We start from the raw sequence: 15,690 nt of genomic DNA on the forward strand, positions 1-15,690 counted from the left end.
TAAGCAAAAATCCCCGTCTTTGCAGGCGGGGATTTTTCATGGTGCCGTCAATTTATCCGTGCTGAGCTGACGCCGCTTTCAGAAAAGCTATCAGCAACGGGTGAGGTTTCACCGGCAGTGATGACAACTCCGGGTGGCCCTGCACGCCGAGGTAAAACGGATGGCGGGTGAATTCGATTCCGTCAGCAATCTTGCCGGTGGCATCGGTCCCGCTGATCAGTAATCCGTGATTTTCCAGATCCGGTTTCAGTTCAGGTGCAAGGTGAAAACGGTGGTTGTAGCGCACGATAAATTCATCGCCAAGAATCTCATGCAACCGGCTGCCGGGGCGGGAATGCATCCGATGATCCCCGAGGCGGTGAACCGGAAATGTGGGCGTATTCGTCAGCGGCACAAAAGTTTTAATATCAGCATCAGGATCCGCTTCCGCCAGATTGGCTTTCGCAGAACCCATCATGTTCTGCACGATGGCCGTAGTCATGGTTTGCATGCCCAGGCACAAGCCGAGAATGGGAATATGGCGATTCAGGGCGTAATGTGCGGCACAAATCTGTCCGGTAACATTACACATCGCGGATCCGCCCGGCAGTAAAATGCCATCGACGTTTTCCATCACTTCATGCAGATGATCTTCCAGCACCTGGGGCGCGGCATACACCATATCAAGCGACACTGATAAAGCATCCGCGGCATCACCCAGCGCAGCGAGCGTGGCCGGATAGGTCGTGCACTGCTCGGACTGCGCACCGACCAGCGCGATACGCAGCGAAGTGGTGGTTTGTGGCGGCGTATCGTGATTTATCCAGCGCCCATAACGATCACGCCACCAGCATCCGGCGGCTTCATCCGTCAGTCCGTGCCGCCTGAACATATACCCCTGATTTTCGCGCTCAACCGTAATCAATTCATAGTCAAACGCGTTTTCGCGAACCTGCCGTGCAACTTGAGTGAACTGAATGATCTGTATTGGCCCGAGGGGGATCACCACATCCCCGGTGCCATACGTCTTCAGCAATTCTTCCAGCTTCATCACTTTACCGGCACTTTGCAAAATCAGCCGTTCTGCCCAAAGCAACCCGCTGGTTACCCGTTGCCCTTCACCAACGACGTGCTGGCAGGCATCAGGGTAGCGTGCGGTATCCCAGCTCACCGGCAGATGCGCCAGCGGTAAATCCTTTTGTGCCGCCAGTATTGCCGCCATCGCACCGTACAGCGACGGCTCAGGTGTGTCATGTGCAACAAAAATAAAAGCCATAAGACAACCTTGAATTATAAATGAAAAGTTCAGACAGCCCGCAGGCTCACCGCCAGCCATACCCGCTGCCCTGCCGTTTCCGTCAGTAAAATACCGCTCAGCACGAAGAAATTATGAGCAAAGCAAAAAGAAGAATGGTAAGTTTAAATTGGTTTTAATGATTCACATAATACAATTTTGTTATTGTTCATACAGGGGAAACAATGTCTGCTGAATTTCTTGCACCTCGTTTGCGTCGCGTGCGCCCTTCGCCGACAGCGGCGATCTCCGACCAGGTTCGTGCGCTCAGCGCGGCAGGTACTGATGTCATCAACCTGGGCGAAGGTGAGCTGGATTTCGATACTCCCGCACATATTAAGCAGGCCGGCATCGACGCGATTGTACAAGGTGACACAAAATACACTGCCGTTGCCGGTACCGCCGCGCTTAAACACGCCATCATGACTAAGTTTAATCGTGAAAATAGGATCAGCTACCGCCCGGATGAAGTCATCGCGGGCAGTGGCGCCAAGCAACTCATTTTCAACGCACTTTTGGCCACCGTTTCGTCTGGCGATCAGGTGATTATCCCGGCCCCTTACTGGGTGTCTTATCCGGATATGGTGGCACTGGCGGAAGGTGAACCGCGGATTGTTCATTGTCTGGAAAGTGATGGCTGGAAATTGCAGCCGGAAGTTTTAGCCGCCGCAATCACCCCGAAAACACGTTGGGTCATCCTCAACTCCCCGAACAATCCGACCGGGGCAGTCTATTCAGCTGACGAACTCCACGCACTGGCCGCCGTTCTGCTGGAGCACCCGCAGGTGCTGGTGATGGCAGACGACATCTACGAACAAATTTGTTTTGTGCCCGGTATTTTCGCCACACTCGCCGAAGTCGAACCTCGTCTGAAAGAGCGTATCCTGACCGTAAACGGTGTTTCTAAAGGCTATTCAATGACCGGCTGGCGTTTGGGTTATGCGGGCGGCCCCGCGTGGCTGATTTCTGCCATGCAAATTTTGCAGTCGCAAAGCACTTCCAACCCCAGCTCCATTTCTCAGGCCGCGACTGTTGCCGCTCTGGAACAGGGCAATGCATTCATCGCGGACTGGATCGACATCCTGACGCACCGTCGCACCCTGATCATGAACTGCGTGAATGCCATTGACGGCCTGAGTGCCGAAACGCCGCCGGGCGCATTTTACGTTTTCGCTAATTGTCAGGGGATGTCAGGTAAAACGACACCTTCAGGCGATATTCTCAGAACAGATGAAGATTTTGCAGCTTATCTGCTGAAATCAGGCCATGTCGCCACGCTTCAGGGTTCTGCTTTTGGTGCGCCGGGTTATTTGCGTATTGCTTATGCCATCGATGACAACCGGTTGCAGGAAGCCTGCGAGCGAATCACCCGCGCTTGTCGTGAATTGCGTTAAGACCGAAAAAGGCCTGCTTCAATATGAAAACGGGCCTTTTTGACTCTATTCTCAACAACTTGGCTAAAGTATCAGCAAACGCACACATTTATTCAGTTTCCCCTTTGACATGCCACGGGGCAGTCGCTATTATTCGCCCCGTTCCAACGATTCCTCTGTAGTTCAGTCGGTAGAACGGCGGACTGTTAATCCGTATGTCACTGGTTCGAGTCCAGTCAGAGGAGCCAAATTAGAAAATCCCGCTTAAGGAAACTTAAGCGGGATTTTTGCTTTTTATGCCCGGAGCCCGGGCCTGTATGGCGTTGATGCAATCAGTGAGTGTGAAAATAGTCCTGATGCATTTTCAGTTTTCCCTCGGCGCCGGGAAAATTTGGTGGTCAGATTTGGGGTCAGGTGAGTTCGATGACACAGTGACCCCCAAATATCTCTTAACGACTCAAAAATCCGCAAATTAAAACTCCCCGCAAAACCCTTTAATGTTTCTGATTCTCATGGCCTGTACCTTTATGCAATCTTATGACTGATTAACGCAGCTGGCCTTTCGGTAAGGCGGAAAAAAAATCGGCATGAGAAGGAGAGCGCGTCTGTTGCAGGATCTCCGCTAACGCCTCCAACGGCGCATCGGACCAGTCAGCGCGCAGATCAACGCTGGCATACTGACGGTCGCACCAGATTTTCAGCGCCGCAGATTTAAGCCCGCGCCGGTCGCCGCCGGCCTGCGCACCGGCGTTCATGGCCCCCAGAAGGCGGTCGGCCAGCGGCAGGTCAGTTTGCAGGTGATAATTTTCCAGCATCGCAAACAGCGTTCGTTCCCCAGTCAGTAAATTCCCACCGACGACACATTGATGCCCCGCGATGCTTCCGGCCCAGACTCCGCAATCTGCCCCGCTCCACTGCGCCGTATTGCCCTGATTATCGACTATCAGTAGCTGCCTTCGGGCAGCGTCCGCATCCTGCGCCAGCAGGTTTTTCAATGTATATGCCGCATCGGCCCCCTGCTGTAACAACGTCAGACCCCGCTCCCCGTAAAGTGGATTGGTCATTGCCTGGGTGGCAATCGCGCCGGTCTGCGCACGTCCGTGTACCACCAATGCACCCACGGCAGGGCCAGCGGTAGCGGTGGCGACACCCACCGCACCTGAGTGCGGATCCCGCGCCACGATAGAAAAAGTCATAAGTACTCCGCGACAGTCTGGTTAAATTTATACGTATAAATTATTGCAATTCAGTTAATTTATACGCATAAATAATAAACAGGACAACGCCTGATTTTTTTCTGAGGTTTCCACATAGCGTTTTATTAAGCGACGAGGTCGATATGCTGCCAGCTTTGCAAAAGTCATTTATGCCAATCTGTTTTTGTCTCTTTGCGCTGTCGTGGCAGGCTCAGGTGCAGGCCAGAACCCCTGCGGATGCGCTGTTGATTGGTCAGGTGGCTGAGCCACAATCGCTGGACCCACAGGTTGCTACCGCAGCCAACGACTCGCGCATTCTGGTGAACGTTTACGACGGGCTGGTGCGTAACGGTGAGGGGAAACTGGATATCGAACCGGCGCTGGCCACTCGTTGGACAATCAGTCCCGACGGCCTTACTTACCGCTTTTATCTGCGCGAAGGGGTGAAATTTCAGGACGGAACACCGTTTAATGCCGATGCGGTGAAATTTACCTTTGACCGTATGCTGGATGATAAAAATCCGTGGCATGACACCGGGCCTTTCCCGTTGTCATTTTTCTTCTCTTCGATAAAAAACATCGAAACACCGGACCAAAATACGCTGGTCTTTACGCTGAAAGAGCCGTTCTCACCGTTTCTCTCCAACCTCGCCACGCCAACCGGCCTTATCGTGTCACCAGCGGCAGTGAAAAAATACGGCAAAGAGTTTGGCCGTCACCCGGTCGGCACTGGCGCATTCCGCTTTGCAGAATGGAAAGCCAATCAGCGCGTGGTGGTGACGGCCAATAGTGATTACTGGGACGGTAAACCTGCGGTACAAAACGTGGTGTTCCGCCCCATCACCGATGGTAATACGCGGGTCGCCGAGATGCTTTCCGGCGGCATTGATGCAATGGTAGAAGTGCCTCCTGACACGGTGAAACTGTTCAAGGAGAAAAGTGACCGCTTCCGCCTGTACCAGACTACCGGCCCACACGTCTGGTACGTGATGCTCAATACACAAGTGCCCCCCTTTAACGACGTGCGGGTGCGACAGGCGGTGAATTACGCCATCAATAAACAGTCGCTGACAGATAAAATTTTGCAGGGTTCGGCCGACGTAGCCGAGGGTCCGATCCCCCGCGCCTTTAACTGGGCGGCCAATAAAGAGGTGACGCCCTATCCTTATGATCCGACTAAAGCCCGCGCACTGCTGAAAGCCGCCGGAGCAGAAGGGACAACGCTGACCTTCTACGTCGCCGAGGGGGGATCAGGCATGCTGGATCCCATCCCGATGGCCACCGCCATTCAGGCTGACCTGAAAGCAGTAGGTCTGAATGTTTCGCTCCAGACCTATGAGTGGAATACCTATCTATCGAAGGTTAATGCCGGTCTGGACAATCACACCCATATGGCGGAAATGGCCTGGATGACCAACGACCCTGACACCCTACCTTTCCTGACGCTACGCACCGACGCCTGGCCGAAAAAAGGCGGTTTTAACTCCGGTTATTACAGCAATCCGCAGGTGGACAATCTGTTGCAACAAGCGCGCATGACCACAGACACCGCAACGCGCGCCGCGCTTTACAGGCAGGTGCAGCAGCTCGTACATGACGATGCACCGTGGATTTTCGTCGCCAACTGGAAACAGAACGCCGTAACCTCCACACGAATTCAGCACTTCGCACTGCAACCGAATTTCAATCTGTTGCTCAACCGGGTAACCAAACAGTAATCGGAGAGAAACTTATGGGGAGTTACGTGCTTAAAAGGCTGCTCTCGACCATTCCGGTGTTTATCGGGTTGTCGCTGATTGTTTTTTTGATTATGGCAATGATCCCGGGGGATCCGGCTCAGGCGTTGCTCGGTGCCTGGGCCACGCCGGAAAACGTCGCACGGATCAATCAGGAACTCGGGCTGAATAAACCGCTCTATCAACAATATCTGATCTGGGCGGGCAATATTTTGCACGGCGATTTTGGCCGTTCTTACGTGCTTAATCGCCCGGTCATTGATGAAGTGATGGAGCGTTTTGGCGCCACGCTGTTGCTCGGAGGCTGCGCACTGCTGTTAAGCACCGTGCTGGGGCTGCTGGCCGGAATACTCTCCGCCGTCCGCCAGTTTGGCCTGGGCGACCACATCATTACGTTGCTGGTGCTGCTGGGAATTTCCATGCCTTCGTTTTGGATTGGTCTGCTGCTGATCATGCTGTTCGCCGTAGAGCTACAATGGTTCCCTGCTTCTGGTATGTATGCCATTTGGGCCGGTGGCGGCTGGCTCGACTTGCTGCATCATCTGACCTTACCCGCTATTACGCTGGCGATTGTTGCCACCGGCGTTATCGCTCGCCTGACCCGCACCGCGATGCTCGAAGTGTTGCGTCAGGACTTCATTCGTACCGCCCGCGCCAAAGGCCTGTCCGAGCGCAAAGTGATCTATAAGCACGCCTTTCGTATGGCGCTGGTGTCAGTCATTCCGGTGATCGGTATTCAGGCCGGTTTTGTGCTCGGCGGCGCGGTCTATATAGAGACGGTATTTCAGTGGCCGGGGCTTGGCGCAATGATGGTGAAAGCCGTCGCCACCCGCGACTTGCTTCTGGTACAGGGTGGCGTGCTGGTTGCCGCTGCGGCCTATGTACTGATCAACCTGTGTGCTGACATTTTACAGGCGCTTCTCGACCCGAGGTTAAAATCATGAGCCAGAACATCATCACTGTCACGCCTCGTCATCGCCAGCCGTTGTGGGCGCTGCTGTTGGCCAACCGGCTGGCCACGCTCGGCCTTATCCTGCTGGTGCTGGTGGCAGGTGCCGCCCTCGCCGCGCCGTTGCTGCCGTTACCAGACCCTGACGCCACCGATCTGCTCAACCGTCTGCTGCGACCGTTTTCGCCCGGCCACTGGCTCGGCACAGACCCGCTGGGCCGGGACATGCTCTCCCGCCTGCTGTGGGGAACCCGCGTGTCACTGGCAATGGGAGTTTGCGCCACGCTGCTGGCCGCACTGTTCGGTACACTGATTGGTCTGGTCGCCGGGTATGCCGGAGGTAAAACCGACAGCCTGTTGATGCGCCTGATCGATATGCTGATGGCCTTCCCTTATATACTGTTGGCGCTGGTGATCGTCACGGTGCTGGGTCCCGGACTGCTCAATGCGCTTTACGCCATCTCGGTGGTGAATATTCCTTTCTTCGCCCGTAATATTCGCGGTCTGACCGTTGGCCTGCGTCAGCGCGATTTTATTCAGGCGGCGCGGCTGTCGGGCAAAAATCATTTGCAAATTTTGCTGACCGAAGTGCTACCCAACATGATGCCGGTTGTGGTGGTCACCATGTCAACCACCGTCGGCTGGATGATTTTAGAGACCGCCGGGTTGTCGTTCCTCGGACTGGGAACCCAGCCACCCAACGCTGATTTAGGCTCGATGCTGGGTCAGGGACGCGCACAGATGTTCAGCGCACCGCACGTTTCCATCGTACCTGGATTGACGATTTTCATTCTTGTCATGAGTTTTAATCTGCTGGGTGACGGCGTCCGCGACCTGCTCGATCCACGCCTGAAGTCCGGCATTCTATTGCGCGGGAAAGCCGTCACTACGGTCAATCGTGCCAGCGTTCCCTCTGCCATACAGGGCAAGAATGCGCTGCTGGAAGTGGTGGATTTACAAGTGAATTTCCGCTCGGGAAAACAATCCGTCGCAGCGGTCAAAGGCGTAAGTTTTTACGTTGCCAAAGGAGAATGTCTGGGGCTGATTGGGGAGAGCGGATCTGGAAAAAGCGTCACTGCGCTGTCCGTGATGGGGCTGGTATCTTCCCCACCGGGAGAAATCACCGCTGGCGCGATTTACGTTGGCGGCGAAGAGATGCTGTCGCGAACGCAAAGCGAGCTGCAACAGTGCCGCGGCGCGCGGGTGGCCTATATTTTCCAGGATCCGCTGACCACCCTGCACCCTCAGTTCAGCATTGGCGCACAAATCATTGAAGCCATTCAGGCCCATCAGCCGCTGTCAAACCGGCTGGCTAAAGAGAAAGCACTGACGCTGCTCCACAGCGTAGGAATTGATGAGGCTGCGGCGCGCTTCGACGCCTTTCCCCATCAGCTTTCTGGCGGGCAGCGTCAGCGTGTCGGCATCGCAGTGGCACTGGCCAATGACCCGGAAATCATCATCGCCGATGAACCCACTACCGCGCTGGATGTCACGGTACAGGCACGTATTCTCGAGCTGCTGCAACAGCTGCGTCGTGAACGTGGCCTGACGCTGCTATTCATCACTCATGATTTTAGCGTGATCGCCCAGATTTGCGACCGGGTGGCAGTGATGCGTAACGGCGAAATTGTTGAAAGCGGTGAAACCCGGTCAGTGCTGCGGGACCCGCAGCATGATTACACCCGCAGGCTGATTGCCAGCGTGCCGAAACTCGGCCAGGGACGCGATTTCCTCAAACAGGTCGGCGAACTGTATGCCAACTCAAAACCACAGCCGGGGGCAATATGAGCAACGTGATTGAAGTCAACGGGCTGGTGAAAACCTTCGGCAGTACCTCAGGCTGGTTCTCCGGCCGCAAACTGCAGGTTGAAGCGGTAAAAGGGATATCTCTGCATCTGGCTGAAGGCGAAACGCTGGCGGTAGTGGGTGAAAGTGGTTCAGGTAAAAGTACGCTGGCGCGAATGCTGGTCGGTCTGGAACGTCCGACGTCCGGCACCATTAAACTGATGGGCGAAGCGATGTCGACACATGCTAAACGCAGCGACAAAGCCTTCGGCCAGATGATTCAGTATGTTTTTCAGGATCCTGTGGCCTCGCTCAACCCCCGAAAAACCATCGCTGATACGCTGGATGTGCCGCTGCGTTATTTATGCGCCTACCCCACCATGCGACGTAAAGCGCGAATGCTGGAATTGATGGAGGCAGTGCAGATGCCTGCCGACGCGCTCAGTGGTTATCCGCATGAGTTTTCTGGCGGTCAGGCTCAGCGGTTAGCGATTGCCCGCGCACTGGCGGCCGAGGCCCGTATTCTGGTGCTTGACGAGCCGGTCAGTGCTTTAGATGTGTCGGTACAGGCACAGGTTTTGTTATTACTCGATCGCCTGAAACGTGAGTTCGGCCTGTCGTATCTGTTTATCAGCCATGATTTAGCGGTGGTGGAGTCCATTGCCGATCGCGTGGCGGTGATGTATCACGGTGATTTAGTAGAATGCGCGGATAACGATCGGTTGTTCAACGCACCGCAGCACGCCTACACGCAACGTCTTCTGGCCAGTGCGCCAAGGGTTTAAATCAATGAAGGGATTTATGAGTATTGAAATGACACACCAACCGGAACCGGTACGCCGCAAGCGCACTGATGAAATTGTCGATGCCATCAAAGAGAGCATCATCAGCGAGAATCTGCTGCCCGGCGACCGTCTGCCGCAGGAGAAAGATCTGATAACGCGTTATGCCGCAGGGAAAGGCACAGTGCGTGAAGCGCTGAAATCTTTAGAGGTTCAGGGGCTGATCCGCACCAAAACCGGCCCCGGTGGCGGTGCGTTTATTGATTCAATGACCGAATCTCGCGCCATGAGTTTGCTGTCCAATTATCTGTTTACCCGTCAGCTTTCCATCAGCAATATCTACGCCTTGCGCAAAGCGCTGGAGCCTCTGGTGGCGGTCAGCGCCATCGGCAATATCGACGCCAAAGGCTTCGTGCAACTGCATCAGCTGATTGCCGTCTACGATCATGAACCCGCTGACGAAGCTGAACGCTGGGAACAGCGCATGGCCGAACTGGATTTTCACGGCGTGGTGGCCAGTTATTCTGACAACGTTCTGCTGGCGTTTATCTGCCATTTCCTGCAACGTCTGCTCAAAGATTTGGCCGTCTGCAAAGATATTTACCAGCGCCCCGAGCCGGTGGCGCGCAGCGTCGGCATTGATTATCAATATCGCCTGATCGACGCGATGCGCCGTCAGGATGCCGCCACCGTTCAGCAGATCATGACCGAACACATGCAGCATGCCGAAGACGCCATGCTTGGGCTGGAAGCCACGCTTGAGGAGCGTTTTTTGAGCGACCGGGCGGAGTGACGCGTCTTCTGAAACCTGTTTCAGCGTGTAAGTATCCCGCTTAAGCGGAAGTTAGATCAGAACAGAGGTATGGCTGTCGCTGGTGCTGTGAGCAGCCAGATATTCATCTATTTTTATTATGCTGATGAAAATAAGAGAAAATGTCATGCGCCTGTACATGCTTTACCTGGGGACTATGCAGCCGGGTGATATACCTGTACCGGGATATTTGATTCAGACAGACGAAGGAATAAATATCCTTGTCGACAGTGGCTGGCCGCGCCAGGAGAGCAAAAGTTATTCCGCGTCAGACAATACGTTGCTGATAAGAACGGTCTGACAGCGCACCCCGGGCATCATTTTTCCCAGGCCGTCTGTCAGCATTCTGCCAGCCGCATGCAGCGCATCCAAAGGCATTTCAGGCAGGCTCTCAAGGATGAACCACATGCTGCTGTCTGCCACGCTCAGCCGCGTCCGGACGCCTTGTCGCCAGTTCCACCGGCGGCAGGTCACACCGGTGTCATCGCGCCAGACAACTTCTCCCGCCTCCGGTGACTCGCTTCCCGGCTGACCGTCTTTCATAGTGTCAAAAATTTCGGTTCCGTCAGCAACAACCAGCTGCGGCATCCCGGCGTAAGCCGCAAGGTTTTCACCACCTACCGGAATGGCATACCGGATGCTGACCGCGTTATACAGATCAACCACCGGATCGAGAGCGGCCATCGTGCCATCCTTTATGACGCGCTTTCTCAGGGCTTCTGCCGAACAGGGCGTACGCTTAGGTTTTGCACCGAAGGCGCGGAATACCTCCGCCCATGCGCTGAGGTGGGCCTCAGCCCAGGCTGGCTGCCCGGCCTGAGCGGCCTCGCAGGCTTCCCGCAGCGCGACTTCCCCCACCCGCTCATCGGCCACGGGGGCCGCTTTCACGCAGATGCTGAGCGCACGAAAACCCGGTGCGATGCGGTAAATTTCAGGGCTGATTGACGGTGACACGGCTGGCATAGGATAATCCTGTAATGACTGATTTATTACATAATAATGACCGATGACCAGTAAAGTCAATATAACGACCGACGCCGATGCAGCCAGAATAAACGAGGCCGTTTCCGCGCGCACAAAGCTTTACCGCAGCCAGAAAAAAATGTCGCTCGATGAGCTTTCCCGCCGTGCGGGCGTCAGTAAGGGAATGCTGGTTGAGATAGAAGGATGCCGGGCCAACCCCAGCATTGCCCTGCTCTGCCGCCTTGCGTCTGCGATGAACGTCTCCGTGGCCGATTTTGTCAACGTAGCTGGCAAGCCCGCAGTTCATCTCATCAATGCCGGTGACATTCCCGTACTCTGGAAAGGAGAAAAAGGTGGCAGCGCGCGCCTGCTTGCGGGCACGAGCGGGCCGGACATGGTCGAGCTGTGGGAGTGGGTGCTTTACCCCGGGGAAACCTTTGAGTCTCCCGGCCATCCGGAAGGCACCAGTGAACTGCTTCATGTGTCCGGCGGGACCCTGACGCTCGTCGTCAGCGACACCACTTACGTGATAAGCCCCGGGGGTGCAGCGGTTGCAAGAACAGACGCGCCGCATGCCTATATGAACAGTGGCACGGAGGTGACCGTGTTTACCATGACGGTAAATGAGAAAGGCCGCTGAAAACAGTGGCTGCTGTTTCCCCGGGTGTGATTCTGAGTAGTTCGGCTACCGGTCAGCCCGGTGAGGAAAGTTCGAGGTGCGCTAAATAACCTTGTAAAAACAGCGTGCGAGAGTGAGCAGTCTCGGGCAGGGTCAGCCTGCTCACGCCCCGATGTCACGCCTAAACTGTCATCTTGACAGTTTGCTGGCTCATCTGATAAAGAAGAAGTCCCGATTGATCCCCCATCATCACTCAGCCTGTTTTGTGCGTGTTGCGGCGCTTTCTCAGACAATAAGAAGGTCAGAGTCTGACACTCCCGAAATCTGATTTTAGTATCTACCTGTATCAGGGACTAACTATGCCATTTTTGAAGTATGAAAGCGGACTTTTTACTAAAAACAAATCACGTAAAATTCTGTATATGCCAATGGCATTATCGGTGATGCTGTGTATTTTTGTTATGGTGTTTAATCTTGTCGCATTTTCTACAAAACAGAACGAGGGTTCCTGGATACAAAATTCTGGCTGGATATTTGATGGCATCCAATTGCTGATACTTAACTTTATCTTGTGGAACTTTAATCGATTATTATTGAAAACCAGTCTTCGCCGATGGATAAACGCGGGGCTGATGATATGGATTGTGTCTGCAGCATTTGATCTGATGGATGAAATTATTCGCCAGCCGATGTGGGTCGGGTATTATCTTGAGGATCTCAGTAAGCTGGCAGGTATGGTCTGCGTCTCGGCAGGCATCTATTTCATCGTACGTTATGTGAATAATAAATATTCGGATATGAGCATTAATTCATTCCGTGATGAGCTTACACGTTTGCCAAATCGTCGTTATTTTAAAAACGCCCTTATGGACTTAGATAATGTCAGTGTTTACGTCTTTTTAATCGATATTGACTTCTTCAAAAATATAAATGACAAATACGGCCACTACATTGGCGATGATGTCCTGAGAGCCTTTAGCCTGATGCTCAGTGAACTCTTTAAAAATAACGTCATCGCCGCCCGCGTCGGCGGAGAAGAATTTGCCGTCATCGTGCAAACGTCAGTATTTGAAGAAGCACGATTAATGGCCGAAAAAATATTAGTTCATGTCAGAGAATTAGTGATTAATGATGAAATTCGCTTCACCGTCAGCATCGGTGCCGGGATAAAAAAAGAAAATGAAAGCCAGGAAAGCTTGTTCCGACGTATAGATATCGCGTTGTACCAGGCGAAGCACTCTGGAAGAAATCGTGTCGAATGGGTGGAGGAGTAAGAGATACAACGATCGGGTATCAATCCCCCTGCATAAGCCCTCCCGATTCCGTGTCCGGCCATATCATCGCGTTGATTAAAGTTGTGTAAATGTGAATCATTTACACTTTGCAATGATTGTAACTGTGAGTGATTATCATTTATTGTGCGCATGCCGCAGGGATCTTGTCCTGCCCGGGTCACAATTAGTTTCAATTACTCTGGGATATCAACGATGAATGCTTTGCCTCGCACCGGACTGCGCCGTATCACGCTTGCATCGGCTCTGGTTTTCTCCGTCAGCCTTCCGGCTTTCGCCCAAGATACTTTGACGCTTTATACCACTCGCGAACCCGGTCTGATCCAGCCATTGCTGGATAGCTGGACACAATCGAGCGGCATAAAAGTCAATACGGTTTACATCAAGGATGGCATGCTCGAACGTGTTAAAGCGGAAGGCCAGAACTCCCCTGCCGACCTGCTAATGACGGTAGATGCAGGAAATCTCATTGATTTAGTGGAAGCAGGTGTGACACAACCTGTGGAGTCACAAACGCTTAAGACGGCTATTCCGGCAAACTTGCGAGGAGCAGATAATCAGTGGTTTGCGCTTTCGATGCGCGCTCGCGTGCTTTACGCCGAGAAATCGCTGGCGATGGATAACTGGCATTACGAACAGCTTTCCAGCCCGGAATACAAAGGCAAAGTGTGTATTCGCTCCGGCCAGCATCCTTACAATACCGGACTGATTGCCGCCATGATTGCCCACCACGGTGAAGCGAAAACCGAAGAGTGGCTGCGTGGTGTGAAGGCTAATCTGGCACGTAAAGCGACTGGCGGCGATCGTGACGTTGCTCGCGATATCCTCGGCGGTATTTGCGATATTGGCCTCGCAAACTCTTACTATATCGGCCATATGAAAAACGCCAAAGAAGGCACCGATGCGCGTAAGTGGGGCGATGCCATTAAAGTGGTGAAACCAACCTTTGAACAAGGCGGCACGCACGTGAATATCAGTGGTGCTGCAGTGGCTCGTTATGCGCCGAACAAAGCTGATGCCGTAAAACTGATGGAATATCTGGTTTCCGCACCCGCCCAGCAACAATACGCCAAAGCGAACTTTGAATACCCGGTGCTGAAAGGTGTGGCGCTTGATCCGGTGATCACCGCCACCATCGGTGAAATCGATGTCGATAAAATCCCGTTAACCGAGATGGTGAAATACCGTAAACAAGCGAGCCTGCTGGTAGATAAAGTTGGATTCGATCAATAAATCACTTCGTCTTCCGACGTTACGCGGCCTGGTTTCCGGGCCGCAGTCATTATTAACGCCGCTGCATCTTGCCGCGCTAGGTATTGCGCTTGGCGTACTCACACCTATCGTTGCGCTAATCTGGCAGGCGACGCAGGCTGATTTCTCGCACTGGGATAATCTCATCACTTTTGTGCTGCCTTCGGTGTTGAAAAATACCGGGCTTTTGCTGGCAGGTGTCGCCGTGATCGTGGGGGTGACTGGCGTCGGCAGCGCGTGGGCGGTCACAGCATGGGATTTCCCCGGACGCAAAATACTTAGCTGGGCGTTACTGCTGCCGCTAGCCATGCCGACTTATATTGTGGCCTTTGCCTGGCTTGACCTGCTGCATCCCCTTGGCCCGCTACAAACATTCATTCGTTTTTTGCTGGGCTTCGACAGTCCGCGGCAGTTCCGTTTACCGGATTTACGCTCCCTGCCCGGCGCCATTATTCTGCTCGGCTTAGTGCTGTATCCTTACGTTTATCTGACGACCCGTGCGATGTTCATCAGCCAACCTGCACATTTGCTGGAAGCCGCTCGTACCCTGGGTTGCAGCGCTGCCGGTGTTTTCTTTCGTGTTGCCCTGCCGATGGCTCGCCCGGCGCTGGCTGTCGGTATCAGCCTGGCGCTACTGGAAACGCTCAATGATATCGGCGCATCTGAATTTCTTGGCGTACAAACGTTAACCGTCACCGTCTACACCACCTGGATTTCGCGTTCCGATCTTGCCGGTGCCGCGCAAATCGCCTGCATGATGCTGATGTTTATTTTCTGCATTCTGACGCTGGAATTTTATGGTCGCAGAAAACAAGGCCTTAGCAGCCGCAGCTTGCGAGAGATTCAACCTACCAGAGTACGCGGCTGGCGTGGATGGCTGCTCAGCTCGGTTATTGCGTTACCGGTTATTCTGGGGTTCCTCGCACCGGTTGTATTTTTAGCCTGGGAAAGCGCAAAGCGTTTAGGTGAAGAAAATCCCCTCTCCCCTTCGTTGCTTTCAGCCTTACAAAATACGCTGTCGCTGGCGGCAGGCACCACTCTGGTGGTGGTTTGCGTCAGTTTACTGGTGGCCTGGAGCGCGAGGCACAGTGCCGCAGATAACACGATGTCGGGCTTTCGTCGCGGCGTAATGCGCCTTGCGTCCTTAGGCTATGCGGTGCCTGGCACCATTCTGGCGATTGGTTTTCTCACTCCGGCAATGGCAGCAGACAAATGGTTGGCAGATTTAATGGATATTCGCGGCTTACCGCTGATGTCCGCCGGTATCTTGCTGGTTATCTGCTGCGCGATGCGCTTCCAGGCCATTGCCATCGGCGCACTGGATTCCGGGCTTGGCCGTATCCCTCTTTCGCTGGAACAAGCATCGCGTTTGTTGGGGGAAAATGGTGCGGGGACTTTCGTGCGGGTTCACTTCCCGTTGCTGCGCCCCGCGCTGGTTAGCAGCGCATTATTAGTCTTTGCCGACGCGATGAAAGAACTGCCGACAACCTTGCTTTTACGCCCGGTAAACTTCGAGACGCTGGCAACGTTACTCTATGCAGAAGCAGCTCGTGGAACCTATGAAGAAGGGGCCATTGCCGCCTTAATGATTGTTCTCGCAGGCACGCTGCCGGTTATATTGCTGGTGCGTCATCAGATGACTCGCCACGGCTAAAGGAAC

General features: G+C 53.9%; 13 protein-coding genes and 1 tRNA gene. 11 read left to right on the forward strand and 3 right to left on the reverse strand.

Translation table 11 applies throughout. From position 1 onward, the window contains the following. Window positions 1-52: 52 nt before the first annotated feature. Complete coding sequence (locus UC14_RS11640; RefSeq protein ID WP_198670064.1) at window positions 53-1,255, reverse strand: gamma-glutamyl-gamma-aminobutyrate hydrolase family protein; 1,203 nt, start codon at window positions 1,253-1,255, stop codon at window positions 53-55. Window positions 1,256-1,458: 203 nt separating this feature from the next. Between UC14_RS11640 and UC14_RS11645 the strand changes: the two genes are divergently transcribed. Together UC14_RS11645 and UC14_RS11650 are read left to right on the forward strand one after the other, a co-directional pair. Next, entirely contained in the window at window positions 1,459-2,667 is a 1,209-nt protein-coding gene (locus UC14_RS11645) for a pyridoxal phosphate-dependent aminotransferase (protein ID WP_013574982.1), read from the forward strand. A 151-nt stretch (window positions 2,668-2,818) separates the two neighbouring features. Then, a tRNA-Asn gene (locus UC14_RS11650) sits at window positions 2,819-2,894 on the forward strand. Window positions 2,895-3,191: 297 nt separating this feature from the next. On the opposite strand, the gene UC14_RS11655 is transcribed toward UC14_RS11650, so the two are convergent. After that, a complete protein-coding gene (locus tag UC14_RS11655; protein ID WP_112151786.1) occupies window positions 3,192-3,842 on the reverse strand; it encodes a DUF1028 domain-containing protein in 651 nt (216 codons plus the stop codon). 143 nt (window positions 3,843-3,985) lie between these two features. Between UC14_RS11655 and UC14_RS11660 the strand changes: the two genes are divergently transcribed. Genes UC14_RS11660 through UC14_RS11680 form a run of 5 tightly spaced genes read left to right on the forward strand, consistent with a single transcriptional unit; the run spans window position 3,986 to window position 9,887 of the window. Further along, a complete protein-coding gene (locus tag UC14_RS11660; RefSeq protein ID WP_112151785.1) occupies window positions 3,986-5,560 on the forward strand; it encodes an ABC transporter substrate-binding protein in 1,575 nt (524 codons plus the stop codon). Between the two features lie 14 nt (window positions 5,561-5,574). Continuing rightward, a complete protein-coding gene (locus tag UC14_RS11665) occupies window positions 5,575-6,522 on the forward strand; it encodes an ABC transporter permease (RefSeq protein WP_013574978.1) in 948 nt (315 codons plus the stop codon). Further along, the gene (locus UC14_RS11670; RefSeq protein ID WP_112151784.1) at window positions 6,519-8,315 is read left to right on the forward strand and encodes a dipeptide/oligopeptide/nickel ABC transporter permease/ATP-binding protein; all 1,797 of its coding nucleotides are present in this window, start codon (window positions 6,519-6,521) and stop codon (window positions 8,313-8,315) included. The genes UC14_RS11665 and UC14_RS11670 overlap by 4 nt, the downstream gene beginning before the upstream one ends. Continuing rightward, window positions 8,312-9,097, forward strand: a complete 786-nt coding sequence (locus UC14_RS11675) for an ATP-binding cassette domain-containing protein (protein ID WP_013574976.1) — start codon at window positions 8,312-8,314, stop codon at window positions 9,095-9,097. Before UC14_RS11670 ends, UC14_RS11675 begins: the two co-directional genes overlap by 4 nt. A gap of 16 nt (window positions 9,098-9,113) precedes the next feature. Continuing rightward, complete coding sequence (locus UC14_RS11680) at window positions 9,114-9,887, forward strand: FadR/GntR family transcriptional regulator (protein WP_013574975.1); 774 nt, start codon at window positions 9,114-9,116, stop codon at window positions 9,885-9,887. 276 nt (window positions 9,888-10,163) lie between these two features. Here UC14_RS11680 and UC14_RS11690 read toward each other — a convergent pair whose 3' ends face one another. Further along, window positions 10,164-10,868 (reverse strand): B3/4 domain-containing protein, encoded by a 705-nt coding sequence (locus UC14_RS11690; protein ID WP_112197730.1) that lies wholly within the window; start codon window positions 10,866-10,868, stop codon window positions 10,164-10,166. Between the two features lie 43 nt (window positions 10,869-10,911). On the opposite strand from UC14_RS11690, the gene UC14_RS11695 reads away from it, so the two are divergent. The 4 genes from UC14_RS11695 to UC14_RS11710 all read left to right on the forward strand — a co-directional run bounded on the left by UC14_RS11695 (window position 10,912) and on the right by UC14_RS11710 (window position 15,684). Continuing rightward, window positions 10,912-11,508: an XRE family transcriptional regulator gene (locus UC14_RS11695; protein WP_112197731.1), complete on the forward strand. Its 597-nt coding sequence runs from the start codon at window positions 10,912-10,914 to the stop codon at window positions 11,506-11,508. Between the two features lie 338 nt (window positions 11,509-11,846). Continuing rightward, the gene (locus UC14_RS11700) at window positions 11,847-12,761 is read left to right on the forward strand and encodes a GGDEF domain-containing protein (protein WP_013574972.1); all 915 of its coding nucleotides are present in this window, start codon (window positions 11,847-11,849) and stop codon (window positions 12,759-12,761) included. Between the two features lie 213 nt (window positions 12,762-12,974). Continuing rightward, entirely contained in the window at window positions 12,975-14,012 is a 1,038-nt protein-coding gene (locus tag UC14_RS11705; RefSeq protein WP_013574971.1) for an extracellular solute-binding protein, read from the forward strand. After that, the gene (locus tag UC14_RS11710) at window positions 13,996-15,684 is read left to right on the forward strand and encodes an iron ABC transporter permease (protein WP_013574970.1); all 1,689 of its coding nucleotides are present in this window, start codon (window positions 13,996-13,998) and stop codon (window positions 15,682-15,684) included. Before UC14_RS11705 ends, UC14_RS11710 begins: the two co-directional genes overlap by 17 nt. Window positions 15,685-15,690 lie beyond the last annotated feature (6 nt).

The sequence above is a fragment of the Rahnella sp. NRRL B-41462 genome (genome assembly GCF_003263525.1).
GTDB lineage: Bacteria > Pseudomonadota > Gammaproteobacteria > Enterobacterales > Enterobacteriaceae > Rahnella > Rahnella aceris.

What these genes read in the sequence shown, in the direction of transcription:
- UC14_RS11660 (WP_112151785.1), top strand. Translation starts at nt 3,986, where the DNA reads ATGCTGCCAGCTTTGCAAAAGTCATTTATGCCAATCTGTTTTTGTCTC.
- UC14_RS11700 (WP_013574972.1), top strand. Translation starts at nt 11,847, where the DNA reads ATGCCATTTTTGAAGTATGAAAGCGGACTTTTTACTAAAAACAAATCA.
- UC14_RS11665 (WP_013574978.1), top strand. Translation starts at nt 5,575, where the DNA reads ATGGGGAGTTACGTGCTTAAAAGGCTGCTCTCGACCATTCCGGTGTTT.
- UC14_RS11680 (WP_013574975.1), top strand. Translation starts at nt 9,114, where the DNA reads ATGAGTATTGAAATGACACACCAACCGGAACCGGTACGCCGCAAGCGC.
- UC14_RS11670 (WP_112151784.1), top strand. Translation starts at nt 6,519, where the DNA reads ATGAGCCAGAACATCATCACTGTCACGCCTCGTCATCGCCAGCCGTTG.
- UC14_RS11645 (WP_013574982.1), top strand. Translation starts at nt 1,459, where the DNA reads ATGTCTGCTGAATTTCTTGCACCTCGTTTGCGTCGCGTGCGCCCTTCG.
- UC14_RS11640 (WP_198670064.1), bottom strand. Translation starts at nt 1,255, where the DNA reads ATGGCTTTTATTTTTGTTGCACATGACACACCTGAGCCGTCGCTGTAC.
- UC14_RS11695 (WP_112197731.1), top strand. Translation starts at nt 10,912, where the DNA reads ATGACCAGTAAAGTCAATATAACGACCGACGCCGATGCAGCCAGAATA.
- UC14_RS11675 (WP_013574976.1), top strand. Translation starts at nt 8,312, where the DNA reads ATGAGCAACGTGATTGAAGTCAACGGGCTGGTGAAAACCTTCGGCAGT.
- UC14_RS11705 (WP_013574971.1), top strand. Translation starts at nt 12,975, where the DNA reads ATGAATGCTTTGCCTCGCACCGGACTGCGCCGTATCACGCTTGCATCG.
- UC14_RS11690 (WP_112197730.1), bottom strand. Translation starts at nt 10,868, where the DNA reads ATGCCAGCCGTGTCACCGTCAATCAGCCCTGAAATTTACCGCATCGCA.
- UC14_RS11655 (WP_112151786.1), bottom strand. Translation starts at nt 3,842, where the DNA reads ATGACTTTTTCTATCGTGGCGCGGGATCCGCACTCAGGTGCGGTGGGT.